This window comes from Lacrimispora sp. BS-2, from assembly GCF_040207125.1.
Lineage (GTDB): Bacteria > Bacillota > Clostridia > Lachnospirales > Lachnospiraceae > Lacrimispora.
On the sequence record NZ_CP157940.1, the window covers coordinates 2,530,911 to 2,552,387 of the forward strand.

At 46.3% G+C, this 21,477-nt stretch carries 15 protein-coding genes; 5 read left to right on the top strand and 10 right to left on the bottom strand.

The window, feature by feature from the left end:
* Position 1: 1 nt before the first annotated feature.
* From selD to addB, 3 genes are all read right to left on the bottom strand, one after another.
* Positions 2–1,048, bottom strand: a complete 1,047-nt coding sequence (gene selD / locus ABFV83_RS12010) for a selenide, water dikinase SelD (RefSeq protein WP_349944100.1) — start codon at positions 1,046–1,048, stop codon at positions 2–4.
* 79 nt (positions 1,049–1,127) lie between these two features.
* The gene (gene addA, locus ABFV83_RS12015; protein WP_349944102.1) at positions 1,128–4,817 is read right to left on the bottom strand and encodes a helicase-exonuclease AddAB subunit AddA; all 3,690 of its coding nucleotides are present in this window, start codon (positions 4,815–4,817) and stop codon (positions 1,128–1,130) included.
* A complete protein-coding gene (gene addB / locus ABFV83_RS12020; RefSeq protein WP_349944103.1) occupies positions 4,807–8,268 on the bottom strand; it encodes a helicase-exonuclease AddAB subunit AddB in 3,462 nt (1,153 codons plus the stop codon). The genes addA and addB overlap by 11 nt, the downstream gene beginning before the upstream one ends.
* A 150-nt stretch (positions 8,269–8,418) precedes the next feature.
* Between addB and ABFV83_RS12025 the strand changes: the two genes are divergently transcribed.
* Together ABFV83_RS12025 and ABFV83_RS12030 are read left to right on the top strand one after the other, a co-directional pair.
* Positions 8,419–8,859: a hypothetical protein gene (locus ABFV83_RS12025; RefSeq protein WP_054737855.1), complete on the top strand. Its 441-nt coding sequence runs from the start codon at positions 8,419–8,421 to the stop codon at positions 8,857–8,859.
* Between the two features lie 131 nt (positions 8,860–8,990).
* Complete coding sequence (locus tag ABFV83_RS12030) at positions 8,991–10,379, top strand: MATE family efflux transporter (RefSeq protein ID WP_349944104.1); 1,389 nt, start codon at positions 8,991–8,993, stop codon at positions 10,377–10,379.
* Between the two features lie 85 nt (positions 10,380–10,464).
* Here ABFV83_RS12030 and ABFV83_RS12035 read toward each other — a convergent pair whose 3' ends face one another.
* Positions 10,465–11,337: a YitT family protein gene (locus ABFV83_RS12035; RefSeq protein WP_349944106.1), complete on the bottom strand. Its 873-nt coding sequence runs from the start codon at positions 11,335–11,337 to the stop codon at positions 10,465–10,467.
* Positions 11,338–11,860: 523 nt separating this feature from the next.
* Between ABFV83_RS12035 and ABFV83_RS12040 the strand changes: the two genes are divergently transcribed.
* Entirely contained in the window at positions 11,861–13,270 is a 1,410-nt protein-coding gene (locus ABFV83_RS12040) for a spore germination protein (RefSeq protein WP_349944108.1), read from the top strand.
* Positions 13,271–13,345: 75 nt separating this feature from the next.
* Positions 13,346–13,750 (top strand): DUF3842 family protein, encoded by a 405-nt coding sequence (locus ABFV83_RS12045; RefSeq protein WP_349944109.1) that lies wholly within the window; start codon positions 13,346–13,348, stop codon positions 13,748–13,750.
* 58 nt (positions 13,751–13,808) lie between these two features.
* Here ABFV83_RS12045 and guaB read toward each other — a convergent pair whose 3' ends face one another.
* The 4 genes from guaB to ABFV83_RS12065 all read right to left on the bottom strand — a co-directional run bounded on the left by guaB (position 13,809) and on the right by ABFV83_RS12065 (position 18,218).
* Complete coding sequence (gene guaB, locus ABFV83_RS12050) at positions 13,809–15,263, bottom strand: IMP dehydrogenase (RefSeq protein ID WP_349944111.1); 1,455 nt, start codon at positions 15,261–15,263, stop codon at positions 13,809–13,811.
* Positions 15,264–15,469: 206 nt separating this feature from the next.
* Positions 15,470–15,979, bottom strand: coding sequence for a DUF6106 family protein (locus ABFV83_RS12055; protein ID WP_349944112.1), 510 nt, complete (start codon positions 15,977–15,979; stop codon positions 15,470–15,472).
* A 244-nt stretch (positions 15,980–16,223) separates the two neighbouring features.
* Positions 16,224–17,843, bottom strand: a complete 1,620-nt coding sequence (gene groL / locus ABFV83_RS12060; RefSeq protein ID WP_349944114.1) for a chaperonin GroEL — start codon at positions 17,841–17,843, stop codon at positions 16,224–16,226.
* Between the two features lie 84 nt (positions 17,844–17,927).
* Positions 17,928–18,218 (bottom strand): co-chaperone GroES, encoded by a 291-nt coding sequence (locus ABFV83_RS12065; protein WP_054740574.1) that lies wholly within the window; start codon positions 18,216–18,218, stop codon positions 17,928–17,930.
* A gap of 371 nt (positions 18,219–18,589) precedes the next feature.
* Here ABFV83_RS12065 and ABFV83_RS12070 point away from each other — a divergent pair, with 371 nt between their 5' ends.
* Positions 18,590–19,300 (top strand): hypothetical protein, encoded by a 711-nt coding sequence (locus tag ABFV83_RS12070; protein ID WP_349944115.1) that lies wholly within the window; start codon positions 18,590–18,592, stop codon positions 19,298–19,300.
* Positions 19,301–19,371: 71 nt separating this feature from the next.
* Here ABFV83_RS12070 and rhaD read toward each other — a convergent pair whose 3' ends face one another.
* Both rhaD and ABFV83_RS12080 read right to left on the bottom strand, forming a co-directional pair.
* Entirely contained in the window at positions 19,372–20,199 is an 828-nt protein-coding gene (gene rhaD / locus ABFV83_RS12075) for a rhamnulose-1-phosphate aldolase (protein ID WP_349944117.1), read from the bottom strand.
* A gap of 12 nt (positions 20,200–20,211) precedes the next feature.
* Complete coding sequence (locus ABFV83_RS12080; RefSeq protein WP_349944118.1) at positions 20,212–21,462, bottom strand: L-rhamnose isomerase; 1,251 nt, start codon at positions 21,460–21,462, stop codon at positions 20,212–20,214.
* Positions 21,463–21,477 lie beyond the last annotated feature (15 nt).

The window sequence follows — 21,477 nt, forward strand, 5'->3', positions numbered from 1 at the left end:
CTTACCTCAACTTTACTGATTTTTCTTCCTGTTCCACCACCTGTCCGATGATGCCGTAGGCTGTCTCCATTTCCGCTTCTTTTAAATCCTTCATAATGTTTTTTGCATCCTCAGGCGAAACACTGATTAAAAGTCCTCCTGAAGTCTGGGGATCACAGAAAATATCACGGATGTATTCCTCTGTCTCCCCAAAATCCAGCTTGCTCTCCGTATAGGAACGGTTCCGGTAAGCACCTTCCGGAATAAGTCCCATCTGGGCAAGGCTCTTCGCTTCCTTTTGGATCGGTAAATCCTTAACGAAAATTTCTATTGTAACACCGCTGCCCTCTGCCATCTCAACCGCATGACCTGCCAGGCCAAAGCCTGTGATATCGGTGCAGCTATGAATTTCATAATGCTCGATCACCTGCTTTGCCTTCTTGTTTAAAGAGGTCATGACACGGATCACTTCCTGTTTCGCTTCTTCTGATGCCATATCCGCCTTGACAGCGGTGTTGATAATTCCGGTGCCCAAAGGCTTTGTCAGAATGAGAACATCTCCCGGTCTGGCTTCGCAGTTTTTAAAAACCTTGTCCGGATGAACAAAGCCGGTAACACTTAAGCCATATTTAGGCTCGTCATCCTGAATGGAATGACCTCCGGCAAGTACAGCACCTGCCTCAAGAACCTTGGAGGCCCCTCCCTCTAAAATCTTCCCCAAAAAAGCCGGATTGACGCAGTTTGGCCATGCCACAATATTAAGAGCCACTTTGGGTTCCCCTCCCATGGCGTAAATATCACTCAGTGCATTGGCGGCCGCTATCTGGCCAAAGGTATAAGGATCATCCACCACCGGAGTGAAAAAATCAAGGGTCTGGATCAATGCGGTTTCCTCATTTACCTTATAGATGGCTCCGTCATCAGAGGTTTCAATCCCCACCAACAGATTGGGATCCTGAAATTTAGGCAGGTTCTCTAATATCCCGGCAAGGGTTCCAGGGCCGATTTTAGCGGCGCAGCCAGCAGTTTTCGTCATTTGGGTAAGTCTTACTTCTTGATCTGGTATCATGCCTGTTCTTCTCCTTGTATTCATAGATATCTTCTATTATTTTAACATATTGTCGTTTTTTAGCAACCCTCCAAAGCGTTCAGCTCAGGGTTATTTCCTTTTCCAGTGTCATGGAATAAATGATTTTTTCCCTGACCTTTTTCCCTGTCATCTGTTCCAGGGCACGTTCATAATAATCCATCTGCATCTGATACCGGTCTACCAGCACCTTTTCTTCTCCAGGCTTTATATGATCCGTTTTATAGTCCACCAAAACCAGGCCTCCTTCCTCTTCCATATAGGCATCCATGATACCCTGGATGAGGATCAGTTCATCAGAATCCCCTGCATCTATATCCCGTGCAGGAAATCCTACTACAAACTGCTGTTCCTTTTTCAAACGCCCTGAGACTTCTGCCGCCGCCAGACGCTTTCCTAGGGAAGAGTTCAAAAAAGCCATAAGGGTTTTCTCCGACAAAAGGGAAAGGCTTTCTTCATCCATCCGCTGATCCCTGCGGAATCCTTCCAGGGCATCTCTTAAATCTTCCCTGGTTCTTACCTTTCCAAAGTCCAAAAGCTCCATAGCCCTGTGATAAGCAGTTCCCCGGAATGCTCCTCCAGGGCGTTCCACCTTATCATCTTCTCTTAGGAATAAGGGAATCGTGGGAAGAAACTCACTTTCTTCCTCATCTGCAAACTGTCCCTGCTTTTTTAACTCGGATACGGTCAGCTTGGTATGGAGCCTGGTATCAGCCTCATGGGGATAACAGTACTCAAAGGCAGCCCTTAGATCCGCTGCAAATTCCTGGTCATAAACTCTGACCGTATCAAGGGACAGGAGCGCGTCCTTTGTCAGCTTCTTTTCAGCCTGCCGTTCCATCTCTCCTCCTACTAAATCAGATACCGACAATTCCTTTAGAATCAAATTCCCGGTGTCCGCTCCTTCCTCCCCCTGGATTTGGGAAATGGAATATTTTCCTGAAAGGCTCATGAGCATCCAGTCCAAATAAGAATCCGCGGAACCGAGAATGGTAAAGGGGATCTGGCCCTCCACTCTTAAAATCTCGGCAAAGCGCTCCAGTTTTTTGTCCAGATACCGGTCAAGTCCGGTCATCACCAGCTTTTCCTTTGCCCTTGTCATGGCAACATAAAGCACCCGAAGCTCCTCTCCCATGGCCCCAAGATCCATTTTTCTGCGAAGGACATGCTTTTTTAAGGTAGGCGCCTTGATTCGGCGTTCAAGATCCAGATGGTCGGTCCCGATCCCTAAGTCCGGGTCTATGAGAATCTTTCCATAAGTGTCCTGCTTATTAAACTTCTTTCCCATGCCCGCCAGAAACACCACCGGAAATTCCAGTCCCTTGCTCTTGTGGATGCTCATGACCCTGACCGTATTCTCCTCCCCGGCCAGGGAAGCCTCCCCAAAATCCGTATCGTATTTTTTTAAGTTTTCAATGTAACGGATAAAATGGAACAATCCGGTATAGCTGGTCTTCTCATAGGCAGACGCCTTTTCCACCAGCATGGAAAGATTGGCCCTCCGGACCTCTCCTGCCGGCATGGCGGAAATGTAATCATAATAACCGGTTCCTTCATACAGGTCATAAAGCAGTTCATGAATGGAAAGATAAGATGATTTCTTCCTGTAAATGGAAAGCAGCTCAAAAAAAGTCTCCAGCTTCTTAAACAGGTCCGGATAATCCGGATCCTCCATCTCCCCATATTCCTTTCTGTAATGCTGCCATGCTCCATATAATCCCCTGTCCTGGCCTTTTTTAGCCGTCTTTTTCCAAACAGCCATCAAATGAGCCATTTCCTCATCCATCACCCTGCCTATGGGTGACTTTAATACTGCCGCCAGAGGGATATCCTGCATGGGGTTGTCAATAATATTCAGCATAGAAAGGATGGTTTCCACCTCAGGTGCAGTAAAATATCCGGTTTTCCGTTCCGCATAGGCAGGGATCCCTTCGTTCATCAGGACGTTTACAAAGTCTTCCGCCCAGCCGCTTAAGCTTCTTAGCAGGATGACCACATCCCCATATCCGGCGATGTGGTAGCCTCCCTTCCCCCCCAGCCTTTTATCCCAGATCAGAAGGCCGTTTACCGGGTCCGTAAGCTCCTTGATCTTTCCTGCAATGATCTTTGCCTCCATCTCCCGGCTGGTATAATCAACGGCATCCTCATCAAGCTGCTTTAATAAGTTCCCTGATCCATGGATCATAAGAAGCTCTGTTTTCTCTCCAACACGCCCCTCTTCTTTAGGAAATTCTGCTCCCGGATGGAGTGCCGCATCCTTTGTATACTGTATATTTCCCAGATTTTTTGTCATGATCTGGTAAAATACCTCATTAATGCTGGAAAGGACTTCATCCCTGCTTCGGAAATTCTGGTGCAGCTCGATCTTCTGATACTTTCCTTCCTCTTTGGAATAGGAGTCATATTTCTCTAAAAACAGTTGGGGCCTGGCAAGACGGAACTGGTAGATGCTCTGCTTCACATCGCCTACCATAAACACGTTAGGGGTTCCGAACCGTTCTCTGGAAATGCTGCCGATCAGGGCCTCCTGGACATCATTGCTGTCCTGGTATTCGTCTACCAGGATTTCCTCAAACTGCCTGCTAAGCTCGTCAGCTACCTCGGTCGGCATGATCTTTCCATCTTCCTTTGTAAGCAGTATTTCCAAAGCATAATGCTCCAAATCATTAAAATCTACCAGGTTCTTTTCCTTTTTCTTTTCCTGATACTTACAGGCATATTCTCCTGCCAGATGAAGAAGAGTCGTCACTGCGTCCCTGGTTCCCCTGATATCGGAAAGAACCTCCTCCGGCGATTCAAAGCAGTATAAATCCAGGAGCTTTCCAACCGCCTTTTTCACCCTGTCCCGGATCCCTGTCACAAAAGCCTTCTTTTCTGCATCAATATCCTTGCTGCGGATAGAAGCCAGGCGGTCAAAGGCGACCTTTTTTAACTGCTCATTAAACGTCTCATAATCCTTGGCAAGACTTAAACGGTCCAGCATCTGTAAGTCATTTGCCAGCATGGGAAGATAGGCCTCCGGCCCGTTTTCCTCCTCGCAGACCTCCATGGCCTTCTCCACCTGGAATTTTAATTCCGAAAGCTGAAGCCCTGCATCCTTCATTAAAAATTTCATCCAGCCGGTATCCATGATCTCATCCATGTCAGAAGTCTCAAGTTCTTTCCTGCATCGGTCGAGCCATTCCATTGGCCAGGGATTGCTCTGGGAAAAGGTATATACCTGCATGATATAATCCTCAATTCCTCTGTCAGACTTTCCCGTGGCATAGGTTTCCACAAACTTCTCAAATAAGGGATCGGCCTTTTCGTAATACTCTTCCAGCATCTCCTTCATCACATCAGCCCGTAAAAGGATCAGCTCTCCCTCATCCCCTACCCGGAAGGCAGGATCAATATCCAGCTTATTATAATGATCTTTAATAAGTCCAAGGCAAAAGCTGTCAATGGTGGTGATCTGGGCATAGGGAATCATGGCTGCCTGCATCTGTAAATGAGAGCTGTCAGGATTCTCCATAAGCTTTTCATCTACGGCCTTTAACACCCGTTCCCGCATTTCATCGGCAGCCGCCTTGGTAAAGGTCATGACCAGAAGCTGATCGATCCTTAAGGGAGTTTCTCCTTCCGTGATCATGCGGATGATCCTTTCAACCAGCACAGCCGTTTTCCCACTTCCTGCTGCTGCCGATACCAGGAGATTCCTGTTTCTGCTTTCAATGATAGCCTTTTGTTCCTCTGTCCAGCTAATCGCCATTTGATTCACCTTCCTCCTCTTCTCCTTCAATGACCGGCCATATTTCCTGGGATTTTAAGGCTTTAAATTTCCGGAAACCATATCCGGTTGTCTTTAAATCGAATCCGCAGACCGCATGGTAAGGGCAGTAATCGCAGGCGCTCCTGTTTCCCTGTTTATAGGGATTTACATCGATGACGCCGTCAAGGATCTCTCTTCCTTCTGAAGTCAGCTTTTCCCGCACAAATTGTCTTAATGAGGAAAAACGTTTGCCGCCTGCAACCGATGACCTTGCTTCCTGTATGATTCCATTTTTCATTGCAACAGGAATTACATCAGATTCTGTTTCAATCTCATGATCTAAGTGGGCGATGGCGCTTAAATCGCTGTTGACCAGGCCATTCATGCGGAGCTGTTTCAACATCTTTCCGCTGATTTCCTCATCAGTCATTTCGCCTTCCCTGTCAATGACCGGATCATTGATGTTATAATAGAAGATGCCGGCAGGAACCACAGGCTTGTCCTGCTTTTTCCTCTCCTCCATCTCGAGAGCCGCATCCATATAGACCACCAGCTGAAGCTGAAGTCCGTAATACAGGGCCGTCAAGTCAAATGCCGTGCTTCCTGACTTATAATCGATGATCTTCACATAAACTGCGTCTTCATCCTCGCATAGATCCATGCGGTCGATCCTGCCTCTTAAATGAATGGCTTCCTCCTTTGACAGAGGAATTCTCATGGCCTTCAACTGGTCGGCAGCGGAAAAGGAAACCTCAAATCCCACCGGAACAAAATCTCCCTTTTTCAGCTGCTCGGAAAGGGCCCATACCGTCCGGTCCGTAATCCGTTCCACCTTGCCTGCCAGATAAGCATTTCTGGCAGAGCTTTTTAAAATAGTATTGCCGTATTCTTCTGTCACCTTAGCCACGCATTCATGGACCAGGCTTTTCCTCTCCTCCTCTGTAATGTTCCTAAAATCTCTTCCTTCCTCTTTCATCCGCTGAAACCATAAGTCAATAGAATCATGAAACAGGTTCCCGATATCCATGGCAGCCAGCTCATATTCCTGCCGTTCCATCAGCTCCAGCCCGTAATTTAAGAAATGGGCATAGGCGCAGGAGGCGTACTGTTCCATTCTCGTAACACTTCCGCTTATAACAGAACCGTAAAGAGCTTTTGCTGCTACTTTTCCGATTCCCCTCTGCTCATAGGCATAGAAAGCGGCTTCTGCCAGCCTCTTTCCTTCCTCCCTGTGGTTCTCAGATAAAAGAAATGCCTTTAAAAGCTCCAAAAGCTTCCTGTCTTCCCCGGTCTTTCCAAACTCACGGAGTCCGTCTGCCAGCCGGTCCTTTGCCTCCCTCATGGACAGAGGAACCCCCAGCCTGGAAGGGGAGATCTCCAAAAGGCCGGGAAACAGCCTTTTCAGTTCTCCCACCAAAGTGGAAGGACGCAGGCTTTTCCCGCTGCCATCCATGGCTGCATAGGATAAAACCAGCCGTTTCTCCGGTTTTGTCAATGCCAGGTAAAGATAAAACCTCTGCCGTAATCCCTCTTCCCTGGCAGTTGGAGCCAGTTCCATATCATGATTTCCCAGAAATTCTCTTTCCCGGTCCGTAAACAGGCTGCTTTTTTCCTTTTTCACCGGCACGATCCCGTCGTTGACCCCGACAAAAAACAATACCTTAATGTGATCCAGCCTGGTTCTGGTGATATCCCCCACCACCACCCGGTCCAGAGTGGCCGGAATCAGTCCTACCTGAATCTCGGAAAATCCGGCCTCAAGAATCTCTCCATACTCCTTGCGGCTTACGTGTTCTTCTCCTAAAAGCCCTGCCAGCCGGTCAAATAAATCCATGACCAGCCCATAAACCTGGCTGTATTCCATGACAAGGGTGAATTCTCCCATTGCCCGGAATTTTTCTTCAAAGGTCAGCATCTTTTCTTCGATCCCGGTCTCCATAAGAAGGGCTGTCACTGCCCCCGTCATGGAGGCCACCGTGGAATCTGCATTTTTAAATGCCTCTCTTAAGCGCCTTAAAGGAGCCATGATCTCTTCCCGGAATTCGTTTAATTCTTCCAGATTAAGCTCCTTGCCGCCCCGGTACCAGCCTTCCCACAGGGTATCCCACTTTTTAAATCCCCGGATTCCCATGGCAAGGACATAATTTTCCAGACGGTCTGTTTTTTCTTCTTCCTCTTTGGACGTAATAAGACCGGTTCTCAAATACCTGAAAACAGATTCATAGGAAAAATCCTTTTGAATGATCTCCATGGCAGCGCGGATCAGTTCTACCATAGGATTTTTTAAAATGCTTTTTTTATTGTCCAGGAAATAAGGGATTCCATTCAGCTGAAACTGATGAATGATTTCATTGGAATAGCCCCCGATATCCCCGGTAATGACCGCCATATCCCGATAACGAAGCCCATGGCTCCGAATCTCCTCTTCCATGGAACGGATCACAAAGGCAATCTCCTCCATTGGATTTAAAGCCTTAATCAGACGTATGGAACCGGAAACCTCATGACAGGATTTCCCTTTATAACGGTACAGGTTTTGTTCCAGAAAATCCAGGGCATTTTCCCCGCAGCCCTGCCCTTCCCGGTCCTCCCCTTCCGACTCTCCTAAGTAACGGACAGCAGGGTGGTTCTTAAGAAGGATATCCTTCTCTTTTCCTGCCTCTGTCTCTTTTGCCAGTTCATTTAATTTCCAGATCATCTGACGGCTCATATAAAACAGCTCCTGAACTCCGGATCTTCTGCTCATGTTTTCAGCAGGATCTATGGTCACAGTAACTATGACCCGTTTGCTGTAACGGAGAAACAGCTCCAGGATCCGGTATTGAACCGGAGTAAAGCCGGTATAGCCGTCAAGGGTGATCACGCTGTTCTTAATCAGCTCAGACCGGGGCAGAACTCTGCACAGTACGTCTAAAATCTCCTCCGTGGTGATATATTTATCTTTGATGTAGTCCTTAAAGCCCTGATAAATGACAGAGATATCGGAAAGCTTCTGACGGAGCATGGGACTTATGGTATCCGGTATCTCTTCACTCAGCATTTCCGGTGATATGCCGTACTGGTAAAGCTCTGACAGCATGGACTTTAGCTGGGAGATGAAACCTGACTTTGACAAGTGTTCTTTATAAAGGACCAGGTCCTTTTTCTTATTGGCAGCAACCTTCCGCAGCACCATGGATTTTCCCATATCGTCAAGAACCTGGGGATTTGAAATAGCAAGCTCCTCAAATACCCGGTAGGCAAGACGTTTGAAGCTTACGATATCAATATTCATGACTCCATGGTTTGGATGAAGGGAAACGATCTCCTTCTGGGTCTGCATGGTAAACTGTTCCGGTACAATGGCGATATACCGGGTATCCGGCTGCTCTATGGACTGGCGGATCAATTCCGTATAAAGACGATAGGTCTTGCCGGAGCCGGATCCTCCCAGTATCAGTTGAAGGGACATAGCTTTTCGCCTCCTTTCTATGCGGAAAACAAAACTCGTGTTCGTTTATCATCTTAACACAGATTTCCTTCTCCAACAATGAAATCTTAGGTATGAAACACCTGGCCCCTTTCATACATTATAACAAAACTGTACGGAGGGCTTTTTTTTATGAGCTCAAAAACAAAAATTGTTGTGTTACGAATGAAAGAAATTATCTATACCGCAATCTTCGTCGGCCTTGGAATCCTACTCATCACTTTGTTTTTAGTCATGTTCCGTCCGAAGAAGGATACTGTCCCGACTTCCGGCGATCCTGTGCACTATGTTCCGGGAGTGTATTCCTCTGTCATTACGCTGAACAGCCAGGATATCAATGTCGAGGTTACGGTTGACTCCAAAAAAATCACTTCCGTTACCCTGGTTCCTTTAAGCGAGGCCGTAACCACCATGTATCCCCTGATGCAGCCGGCCATGGATAACCTGTCACAGCAGATTATTAAAAACCAATCCACAAAGAACATCTCCTATTCAACCGAAACCCGCTATACCTCGGGCGTGCTTCTAAAAGCCGTGGATCAGGCCATTACAAAGGCGCAGATAACCGAATAAGACCGGGGATTGTATTTTTCCATTTTTGACAGTATAATGGAAAAAAAGACTACATAATTACTTGAATGAGGATATACCCTGCGGGTATCCCTCTATGTCCGGAAAGCATGGGCAGGAAAGATGAAACGGATATGAACCAGAAAGCAGACACGGCAGATGTACTTAAGCATAATCAGATTACAGAGGGAGTGATATGGAAACAGCTTCTTCTGTTTTTCTTTCCCATTTTATTTGGAACTTTTTTTCAGCAGCTTTATAATACCGCCGATGCAGTTATTGTGGGACGGTTTGTAGGAAAGGAAGCGCTGGCAGCCGTTGGAGGCCCTACAGGACCCCTCATCAATCTTTTGATCGGGTTCTTCATAGGGCTTTCTTCCGGTGCCGGTGTCATTATTTCCCAGTTTTACGGAGCCAGGCAGGAGGAACGGGTGAGACAGGCGGTCCACACTGCAATCGCATTTTCCATCCTATGCGGCGCAATCGTGATGGTTGTGGGCATCCTGGCAGCGCCTTATGCTTTAATAGCAATGGGAACACCTGATGAGATCTTATACTATGCAGTTCTGTACATACGGATCTACTTTGCAGGAGTGATCCCAAATCTTGTTTATAATATGGGCGCAGGAATCCTGCGGGCTACCGGGGATTCCAGGCGCCCTCTTTACTTTTTGATTGCAAGCTGCTTCACCAATATCATCCTGGATATCCTATTCGTGGTCTACTGGCATATGGGCGTCATGGGAGCGGCCCTTGCCACCATAATCTCCCAGTTAGTCAGCGCCGTTCTTGTGATCCTGGTTTTAATAAGGACAAAGGAAGCCTACCATCTGGTGCCAAAGGCCATCAGGATCGACCGGGACATGCTGAGCCGCATTATAAGGATCGGATTTCCCGCAGGACTTCAATCCGTTATGTACTCCTCTTCCAATATCATCATCCAGTCCAGCGTCAATACTCTGGGAACCAATACCATTGCAGCATGGACAGCCTATGGTAAGATAGACAGCGTATTCTGGATGATCATCAGCGCTTTTGGAATTTCCATCACTACCTTTGTGGGACAGAACTATGGAGCAGGGAAAAAAGACCGGGTCTATAAAGGGATCCGGGTCTGCATGGCCATGAGCTTTGCTTCTGCTGCCGTACTCAGCGTTCTTCTTTATACCTTTGGAAATTACATATATCTGCTGTTTACCACCGACGAGGCTGTAATTGAAAAAGGAACGGAAATACTCCGTTACCTTGCTCCAACACTTTTCACCTACGTCTGCATAGAGATTTACTCCGGTTCCCTCCGGGGAGCCGGTGACTGCTGGATTCCCATGATACTCACCAGCCTTGGAGTCTGTGCGCTCCGTATTATCTGGATCTGCATAGCAGTTCCCCTGCGTCCCACCATTGAGACCGTGATTTTCAGCTACCCATTGACCTGGGCCGCCACCTCGTTACTGTTCATCATATACTTTAACTGGTTCAGCAAACTGAAAAGGAAACGGCTTCCCGCTCTTTTTAAAAAATAACCTCTATGAAACCTGTCATGGGAGACTTTTACTGCATGATCTTTAAGCAGTAAAAGTCTCCCTTCCTTTTTAAAGGCCGCCGGAATCATTCCATGGGCGCTCTGTAAAAAGTTCCGTAAAACTGCTGGGTTTTAAACATGTTTACGATCACATGCTCATCCACCTCATGGAACAGCGCTACAATGTCGGCTACCTCATAGGAAGACACCACGGTATGAAGAAGATACATCTTCTTCTTGCTGTAGCCTCCTACCGCATCCACGCAGGATATTCCATGATGAAAGGCCTCAACATATTTATTAGCAAGCTTTGGCCCCTCCACCGTAGTGATCTGGAGAGTAACTCTTTCGTATCTGTGGTGAAAAGTAGAGATAACTTTCGTCCCTACAAACTGGAACAAAATGGAATACCCTGCATAATCCCATCCGAAAATCCCTCCGAAAATACAAAGCAGCAGCACATTTCCTATAAAAACCTGGGACCAGATGGAATTGCCCGTCTTATTGGAAACATACAGGGCGATAAAATCCGTTCCTCCGCTGGAAGCGTTGCCCTTAAGAGCAAGAACAATGCCAAAGCCATAAAGGACACCGCCGTAAATAACATTTAAAAGCCGGTCTTCAAATATAGGTGAAAAATTCAATATCCTTAAAAACCCACTGGTCAGGAAAACCTGCATCAGGGAAAAAAAAGTGAACCGTTTGCTGATATTCCTGCTGCAGGCCCATGCCACCGGAATATTCAAAGCAATCATGCCAAGGGAAGTGGAAATATTAAATCCATACAGGGACGTCACCCGGTCAACTAAAATTGCAATCCCCGTAAAACCTCCTGACAGAAGGCCTGCCGGTTTGATAAATGCCTGGATAACATAGGTCTGCAAAAGTGCGGAGACTGCAACTGCCATGGTCGTTATCGCATTACGGGCGCGCTTATCTCTCCTCAGTTTCTCCCACATAAAAATCCTCCTCATTTCTTTATTTTTGCCCTGTCTCTCCGGGCATAAAGGTATCCCTGGACGGGATTTCTCTTTTTCGCTCAACCTCTCAGGGCATAAAAGTATCCATGAAAGGGATTTCTTGATATTATATGTAAAACCTTCTCCTGTATCAATCTTTTTTAAATTAATAGAGGACTGCCCTTCCCCCACAGAAGGCAATCCTCCGTCACGATCTGAAACCGTCACATTATTCAGTTTCTGCTACCTGGCATCCCCATGCCAAAATCACGCACACAAAAAACCCCTTTGTGCTTCTCACATGGACGATAATACCATCTATTGCCTAAAAAGTCAACGTTTTTAGTACATTTTACTAAAAATCTTTTTATAAAAAAGGATCATTCTCATATCTTTTCATACAATACCGGGGCGAAATCCCTTATCATACATGCAGATTTTATAAAACATAATTTCATAGAAAATGCACATACTTACTTTATTGCCGTATTTTCGCTATTTTATTTGCAAGGAGATAATCGCTATGGAATTTACCAACAGCCTTTCCAATAACATGAACCATTTAAGCACAAAGCTGGATGTAGCCGGAAACTTTGATATCGTCTACCGGACTTTTTATATCGGGGAACAGGAAGCCTGTCTTTACTTCATCGAAGGATTTACTCAAAGTGATGCGTGGCAGAAGATCCTGAACAGCTTTTTATCCATTAAGGCGGGGGATATGCCGCCAGATGTCCATGAATTTTCCAAAAGGTATCTTCCTTATGGTCAGGTGGGCCTTGTAAAGGACGAAGAAACCATGATCAAACAGCTTTTATCCGGAATATCCTGCCTGTTTATTAACGGTTACGACAAATGCCTGACCGTGGACTGCCGCAGTTATCCCGCCAGAAGCGTTTCAGAGCCGGAAAAGGACAAGGTTCTCAGAGGATCAAGGGATGGATTTGTGGAAACCCTGGTTTTTAATACCGCTCTCATCCGCCGCAGGATCCGTGATCCCAAGCTTACCATTGAAGTCATGAATGCAGGGGAAAGCTCCCACACGGATATCGCCATCTGCTATTTCAAGGGACGGCATGATGAAAAGCTTCTCAACATGATCAAGGACCGGATCAACAAGCTTAAGGTAGACGCCCTTACCATGAACCAGGAAAGCCTTGCGGAATGCATTTATCCCCATAAATGGTTTAACCCTTTCCCAAAATTCAAATATTCCGAACGGCCGGATACTGCCGCCGCTTCCATACTGGAGGGCAACATCATTGTCCTGGTGGATAACTCTCCTTCTGCCATGATTTTACCGTCTTCTGTCTTTGATATCATTGAAGAAGCCGACGACTATTATTTTCCGCCTGTGACCGGGACCTATCTGCGGCTGTCCCGCCTGGTCATTTCCATTCTGACCCTGTATTTAACGCCTTTGTGGCTGCTTTTCATGCAAAATCCGGAAATGATCCCCTCCTGGCTGCAATTCATCCGCTTGTCTGAGGATCCCCAGGTGCCCTTGCTTTTCCAACTCCTGATCCTGGAATTTGCCATTGACGGACTAAGGCTTGCCGCAGTCAACACCCCCAGCATGCTGACCACGCCTCTCAGTGTGATCGCCGGTATTGTATTGGGTGAATATTCCGTAAAATCCGGCTGGTTTAACAGTGAGACCATGCTTTATATGTCCTTTGTGACCATTGCTAACTACTCCCAGTCAAGCTTTGAACTGGGCTATGCCTTTAAATTCATGCGTATGATCATGCTGATCACCACCGCATTGTTAAACTTCTGGGGATTTGTGGCCGGCGCGGCGCTTTCCATATTGGCCGTTGTCTTTAACAAAACCATAGCCGGAAAGAGTTATATCTATCCCTTAATTCCCTTCCACTTTTCCGAGTTAAAGAAGCGGTTCTTCCGGGGTAGGCTTCCTCACAGGGAGAAGTAACCGGACAACAAATGTCTTTCCTTTCACTTGATTTCTTCCTTTCCCTATAATACAATAAAGGGCGAGGAGGAAGCCATGAAAATCGTTATCATTGACGGGCAGGGCGGCAAAATGGGACAGTCCGTCATCGCCCAGTTTAAGAAATCCTTTCCCAAACTTCCGGTCATTGCAATCGGGACCAATTCCATTGCTACTTCCGCCATGTTAAAGGCGGGAGCTGATGCAGGAGCAACTGGTGAGAATCCGGTCCTTGTAGCCAGCCGGGATGCAGATATTATCATCGGTCCCATTGGGATCGTCATTGCCGACTCCCTCTTAGGAGAGATCACTCCGGCCATGGCTGAGGCCATCGGTAAAAGCCGTGCCTATAAGATCCTTATACCGGTAAACAAATGCAATCATCATGTGGTGGGCTGTGAAAACCTGACTTTAACGGAATCCATTGCCCTGGTAATCAAAGAGGTGGAGAATCGTTTATGATCTCCACCTCTTTGTTTATGAGGAAATTGGCTTGGCCCCCGGCTTATCCAACGTCTGTTTATTCATCAATGCTATAGTTAGGTGCTTCCTTTGTGATATGAATATCATGAGGATGGCTTTCCTTAAGGGAGGCTGCCGTAATCTTTATGAATCTTCCGTTTTCCTGCATGGTCTTGATATTCATTGCTCCGCAGTATCCCATACCGGACCGTAAGCCGCCCAGCATCTGGAATACAGTATCCTCTACCATTCCCTTGTAGGCCACACGGCCTTCCACGCCCTCGGGAACCAGCTTCTTGGCGTCAGTCTGGAAGTAACGGTCTTTGCTTCCGTTTTCCATGGCAGCGATGGAACCCATACCACGGTATACTTTATATTTTCTTCCCTGATACAGTTCAAAGGTTCCCGGGCTTTCGTCACATCCGGCAAACATGCTTCCCATCATGCATACGCTTCCGCCGGCTGCAATGGCCTTTGTTAAATCTCCGGAATACTTGATTCCTCCGTCAGCAATGACGGGGACACCGTATTCCTTAGCAACTGCATAGCAGTTCATAACAGCCGTGATCTGGGGAACCCCGATGCCGGCTACCACACGGGTGGTACAGATGGATCCTGGTCCGATTCCTACCTTCACCGCATCTGCTCCTGCCGCTATAAGAGCCTTGGTAGCCTCTCCGGTTGCCACATTCCCTGCAATGACTGAAAGAGCCGGATAAGCCTCTTTGATCATCTTTACGCAGCGGAGAACGTTCTCAGAATGGCCATGAGCGGAGTCTAAAACGACCACATCCACCTTTGCCTTTACCAGAGCGTCCACACGGTCCAGCACATTGGCGGTGATTCCAACGGCAGCGCCGCACAGAAGCCTTCCCTGTCCATCCTTTGCGGACAGCGGGTATTTGATCTGCTTTTCAATATCCTTGATGGTGATAAGGCCCTTTAAGTTAAAATCATCGTCAACGATAGGAAGCTTTTCCACCTTTGCCTTTGCAAGGATCTTCTTTGCCTCCATAAGGGTAATGCCTTCCTTGGCTGTCACCAGGTTTTTAGAAGTCATGCACTCCTTGATCTTCCTGCTGAAATCCTCTTCAAACTTTAAGTCCCGGTTGGTAACGATTCCCACCAGCTTTTTTCCTTCTGTGACCGGCACTCCGGAAATACGGAATTTGCCCATAAGCTCATCCGCATCCTTTAATGTATGTTCCGGAGAAAGATAGAATGGGTCCGTTATGACGCCGTTTTCCGACCTCTTTACCTTATCAACCTCTTCTGCCTGTTCCTCTATGGACATATTCTTGTGGATGATACCGATACCTCCCTGTCTTGCCATGGCAATTGCCATACGATGCTCGGTAACGGTATCCATGCCTGCACTCATAAGCGGAATATTGAGCTTGATGGTCTTTGTAAGATTGGTCGTTAAGTCAACCTGATTAGGAATGACTTCTGAATAAGCCGGAACTAACAGCACATCATCAAAAGTAATGCCTTCGCCAATTATTGTACCCATTAACTTTTCCTCTCCTTCTTTATATTTTTATTAATAATACTAATAAGCCTTTTCACTTGTTAGTTACATAGTTTAACAAATTTTACATGGGTTGTCAACGGACATTTTCCGGTTTCTTTCCGTCCTCCATGGACAGTGGGAGCTGTCTTTCCTGTATAAAAAGGAACCGGACAGTCTTTTACAAAACCGCCTGGTTCCTTTTTCTTTTATACCTCTTTTACAACCTTACGGGGCGCTGTCATCCTCATACATTGAAGCAGCTTTTCGTTAGGTTCAAATATGATCTTGGTCGTTTCAGCACCGGACTGGCTGATCAGCGTATAGGTCTTTGCACCTGGTACGTGAGAAGAAAAGTCCAATACCTTCATGTTTTTTGTTTCATGATCCCTGGCCTCTGTAGAGCCGGTAGGGGCAACGATCTGTATCCCTTCCATGGAACCTTCCCAGGCCTTCTTTCTCTTGCTTCTGCCATAAATCCGGTCAATGGAAAGAGTGTTTGTAACATACAGATATTCAAATTCTACTTCGCTGTTGCGGAATACAAAGTATGTAGCTGCAACGGCTGCAAGCAGGATGATCACTCCAAAGATTCCGAAAACCGGGGACATGGAGAGGAAAAATGCAATTACGCACAGGATTCCCATCGCAATTTTTATCAACATGGTATAGGCTGGAGACTTTCGCTTCACAAGCCATTCTGCATACATTTCATTCATAACGATTGGGGTCCTTTCTTCTCCTCTTTTTTGTCAGGTATTTAAGGGGCGGGGGGGTATCACTTATGTTGGATGGAAGGGGATAGATGAACGGAAGTCCGCAGTGGAGGGAGTAAAGCCGCAGGCTTTACTCCCTCACGGGCATTCGCCCTATGAAACAGAACATGGAAATTTTTTCTTATGTGCAAGCACAACGAAAAAATTTCCATGTTCCGTTTCGCACTGCTCATTGCTTTCGTGAATGTTACATCATATCCATTCCGCCTGGTGCTGGCATGGCGGGGGCTTTTTCTTTAATATTAGCAACAACGGACTCTGTTGTCAATAAGGTTGATGCAACACTTGTGGCATTTTGAAGCGCGCTTCTGGTAACCTTAGTCGGATCCAGGATGCCTGCTTCTACCATGTCTACGTATTCTTCTTTATATGCATCAAAGCCGGTTCCTACCTTGGACTCTCTCACCTTGTTGATGATTACGCTTCCTTCCAGGCCTGCATTGGCTACAATGTGGTATAACGGAGATTCAAGAGCTTTTAAGATGATCTTTCCTCCGGTCTTCTCATCGCCTTCCAGACCCTTCACAACATCCTCAATCTGATTGATGGCATGAACGTAAGCAGAACCGCCGCCTGCGATAACGCCTTCCTCAACTGCTGCTCTTGCTGCGGATAAAGCATCTTCCATACGAAGCTTTGCTTCCTTCATCTCGGTTTCTGTTGCAGCACCTACACGGATCACTGCTACGCCGCCGGATAATTTTGCAAGTCTTTCCTGTAATTTTTCTCTGTCAAAATCAGAAGTAGTTTCTTCGATCTGGCCTTTGATCTGGCCAATTCTTGCAGCGATTGCTTCCTTATCGCCGCAGCCGTCCACGATTACGGTATTTTCCTTCTGAACCTTAATGGATTTTGCACGTCCTAAAAGGTCAAGGGTCGCATTCTTAAGCTCATATCCCAGTTCGTCGGAGATTACGGTACCGCCTGTTAAAACAGCGATATCCTGTAACATCTCTTTTCTTCTGTCTCCATAGCCTGGAGCCTTCACACCGATTACATTGAAGGTTCCTCTTAATTTATTAACGATTAAGGTTGTTAAAGCCTCGCCTTCCACATCTTCTGCGATGATAAGAAGTCTTGCGCCAGACTGAACTACCTGCTCTAATAAAGGAAGGATCTCCTGAATATTGGAAATCTTCTTATCGGTAATAAGAATGTATGGATCGTCTAAATTTGCTTCCATCTTTTCCATGTCGGTGCACATGTAAGCAGAAATATAACCTCTGTCAAACTGCATACCTTCAACCAGATCCAGCTCTGTCTTCATGGTCTTGGATTCTTCAATGGTAATAACGCCGTTGTTGGAAACCTTTTCCATAGCGTCAGCTACCATCTCGCCGACCTCATCATCTGCTGCGGAAATAGCTGCAACTCTTGCGATGGATGCCTTTCCCTTGATCGGCTCGCTCATCTTTGCAATTGCTTCTACTGCTGCTTCTGTTGCTTTTTTCATACCCTTTCTTAAAACGATAGGGTTAGCGCCTGCTGCTAAGTTCTTCATTCCTTCGTTGATCATAGCCTGAGCTAAAACGGTAGCTGTGGTAGTACCGTCACCGGCTACGTCATTGGTCTTTGTAGCAACTTCTTTTACAAGCTGAGCGCCCATATTCTCAAAAGCATCTTCCAGCTCGATTTCCTTTGCAATGGTAACGCCATCATTTGTGATTAGCGGTGAGCCAAAAGATTTATCCAGTACAACGTTTCTTCCCTTGGGCCCTAATGTTACACGTACAGTATCTGCTAACTGATTCACTCCAGATTCAAGTGCTTTTCTGGCATCTACGCCATATTTAATCTGCTTTGCCATGATTCATTCCTCCAGTTTTCTGTTAAAATAAAGATACGTATTATCTAAAATCTGACCTTATGACTAGCGATATCGCTTTCTTAATTATTCGATCACTGCTAATATGTCATTCTGCTTTACAATCACATATTTCTCGTTCTCTTCTCCGGTCTCTATTTCTGTTCCTGAATACTTGGAGAAGATTACTTTATCGCCCACTTTAACCTGCATGGTAACTTCCTTGCCGTCTACCAGACCGCCAGGACCCACTGCGATGACTTCCGCCTGCTGTGGCTTCTCTTTTGCCTGCCCCGGCAGAACAATACCGGACTTTGTTGTCTCCTCTGCAACCAATGGTTTTAACACAACTTTGTCAAATAATGGTACTAATTTCATTGCAATTCCTCCTCATAACTTTCTTCTAATTATTTCTTTCTTTGGCCTTCCGAAAGAAGTTTTATTTTATTCACATACTAAGTTATATCACTCATTATTAGCACTGTCAATAGTTGAGTGCTAACTTTATATATTTTTTACATTTTTACCATATTTGTGCGTTTTTTACCTTTACTTACATAGTTTATAGAAATTTTCTTATTATATACCTTTATTTTTTTCAATGAACGTATTACAATAACTAAGAGAATAAAGCGCCTTACAAGCGCACCATTATGCCCATAAAGCATAAGCCGTGAAAAGCAAGCGCCTTGCAGGCATACCTCTATGCTTAGAATACATGGACGGCAATAAGGAAAGGAGTGTTTCAAATGGCAAAAAATGGTAGTGGGTTTGGGAAATTTGTGGCATTGGCCACTGTGGCCGGCGTAATTGCTGCCGGTATCTCTTATTTAACGAAGTACAAATCCTTCCACAAAGAACTGGAGGAAAATTTCCATGATTTTGAGGACGAGGGAAATGACGACATTTCTAAAATTGACAGCACGATGAACCGCAACTATGTTTCTTTGCATGCCAATAAGGATGAATTTAAGGTCGCCGCTGATCATATGGCAGACGCTGCCAAGGATGCGGTGAGTGCGGCAAAAAACCTGGTAAAGGATGCGGCCAGCATTGTCTCTGATACGGCAAAGGAAGCGGCTTCTGCCGTTGCATATACCGCAAAAGACATGTTTGATAACGCAAAAGAACAGACCGATACGTTTTTAGATGACGAAGATACTACAGAGGATGGCGGCCTGGATTATGCTGCCGGAGCCGCAGACCATCTGGCAGATAAAGCCAGAGAAACAGCAGACTCTATAAAGGAAACAGCAGAAGTTGCTGCCGGTGCAGTAAAAGAAGCGGCACAGGATGGGTTTGATGCGGCAAAAGAAGCGGTACAGGATGGGTTTGATGCGGCAAAGGAAGCAGCACAGGATGGGTTTGATGCAGCAAAAGAAGCAGCACAATCCACTGGGGCGGCCCTTAAGGAACTAGCCGATGAAACTACTACCATTGTGGAAGAAGAAATGGATTGATCATAATCTGGAAGCAGAAATCAAGCATAGCCACTGGAAAGCATACGCTCTCCAGTGGCTTTTTTCACAGGTTATTTATCATACAAAAATTCTTCCGGCAGACTCACTTTAAAATCAACCGCCAGATCGCGGAAGTTCTGGGACGTGATGGTCTGAAGCTTATCCGGACGGATGGAAAGCACTTTAACAAGGATTTCCGCAGACTTTTCCACCGTATGCATAAGACCAAAGGTCAGGTCAAAGTCCTCTCCTGACGCAAATAAGCCGTGATGGGCCCAGACCGCCACATCGTACTTCTTCATCAGTTCACTGGTCGCCACTGCAATATCACGTCCGCCAGGCACCATCCAGCCGACCACGCCAACGCCGTCGGGGAAGACCACCGGACATTCCGTAGCCATCTCCCATAATTCCCTGGTGAAGACTTTATCCTCTAAGGGAAGAACAAAGGTAAGGGCAATTACATTTGCAGGATGGGCATGATAGATCACCCTGTGTTTATCGGCTGTAGCCTCTTTCTTTACTTCATGGTTCATGAGATGGGAGGGAAGTTCACTGGTAGGACGCCCGCCGTTTACTAACCCCCAGCAGATCCTGTAATTCTCTCCGCTTTCATCCACCTCAATGATACAGGTATTTGCTTCCGTATCCAGGATTACGTTGCGGAAAAACTTCCCGCTTCCGGTCACCATGAAATACTCTCCTGCCAGCCCTTTTACGCAGGTTCCGATGGGCTGCCAGGGATTCTTATCCGTAAAGCCTTCTCTCACTGATTCCACCTCTGACGTCTTAATGCGGTAGCTTAAATTACCGCCGTTTCTCTCATGCCAGTTCTGGCGGAAGCCATCGTCACACAGACGGATAAAGCCTTTTACAAATTCAGTATCTAAAATATTCATATTCTTTTCTCCTCATTTCCGATTAAGCAGCACTTCTTTTTCATAGCTGCGTATTTCTTCAAACCAGTCTTCCTTTGCGGGAACTCCGTTTATCTCACAGAAGTAGTTCCATACATCACCTACGGGATAAAGCTTAAGCTCCTCCTGAAGCATCATCTGTTCTGTGAAATTGCGTTCCTTCTGTAATTTTGAAAGCATTTCATTAGGAAGAAGAAGGGCATTTAACAACGCCTTCTGCATGTTGCGCATTCCCACGATCCAGGCGCTTAAACGGTTAATGCTCGCATCAAAAAAGTCAAGTGCTAAAAGAACGCGGCCGGCTCCGCCCCGTATGATTTCCTTTGCGATCTCCTTTGTCTCATCATCAAATAATACTACATGATCGCTGTCCCACCGAACCGGCCTTGTCACATGAAGGGCTACCTTGTCAAAGAACAGGAGCATGGAAGAAATCTTATCGGACACCATCTCCGTAGGATGATAATGGCCGCTGTCCAGCAGGCAGAGGATATCATTCTTGGAAGCGTAATTCATATAAAATTCATGGGAACCAACCGTACAGCTTTCCATACCGATCCCAAATACCTTGGATTCTACTGCCACATATACCTTGGTCTTATCGTAATCCACGGAAAGGATCTGGTCAATGGAATCCTTTAACCGCGCTCTTGGGGAGGTACGATCCGCCGGAATCTCCTTAAACCCATCAGGAATCCAGATGTTCATGGTACAAGGAGTCCCCTGCTCTTTAGCAAAATATTCGGAGATACGGATACATGCCTGTACGTGTCTGATCCAGAAGCTGCGGATTTCCTCATTTTCACTGGATAAGGTTGAGTTTTCCGCCTTTGGATGGGAAAACAGGGTGGGATTAAAATCAATGCCTATTCCTCTTTCCTTTGCAAATTCCACCCATTTCGCAAAGTGCCTGGGTTCTAACTGGTCACGGTCAGCCCATTCCCCCTCATTAAATATGGCGTAGCTTGCATGAAGGTTTATTCTGTGCTTTCCCGGAATCAGGCTCAGTACCTTATCCATATCACTCATCAGCTCCTGAGGATTTCTTGCCCGGCCCGGATAATTGCCTGTGGTCTGTATGCCGCCTGACAGCCCGCCTGCCCCGTCAAATCCAATTACGTCATCTCCCTGCCAGCAGTGCATGGAAATAGGAATCCGCTTCAAGGCCTCCACTGCCTCATCCGTGTTTACGCCAATGGCCCTGTATGCTTCCTTTGCTGCTTCATATCTTTCTTTTATTGTCATGGCTCTCTTCTCCCT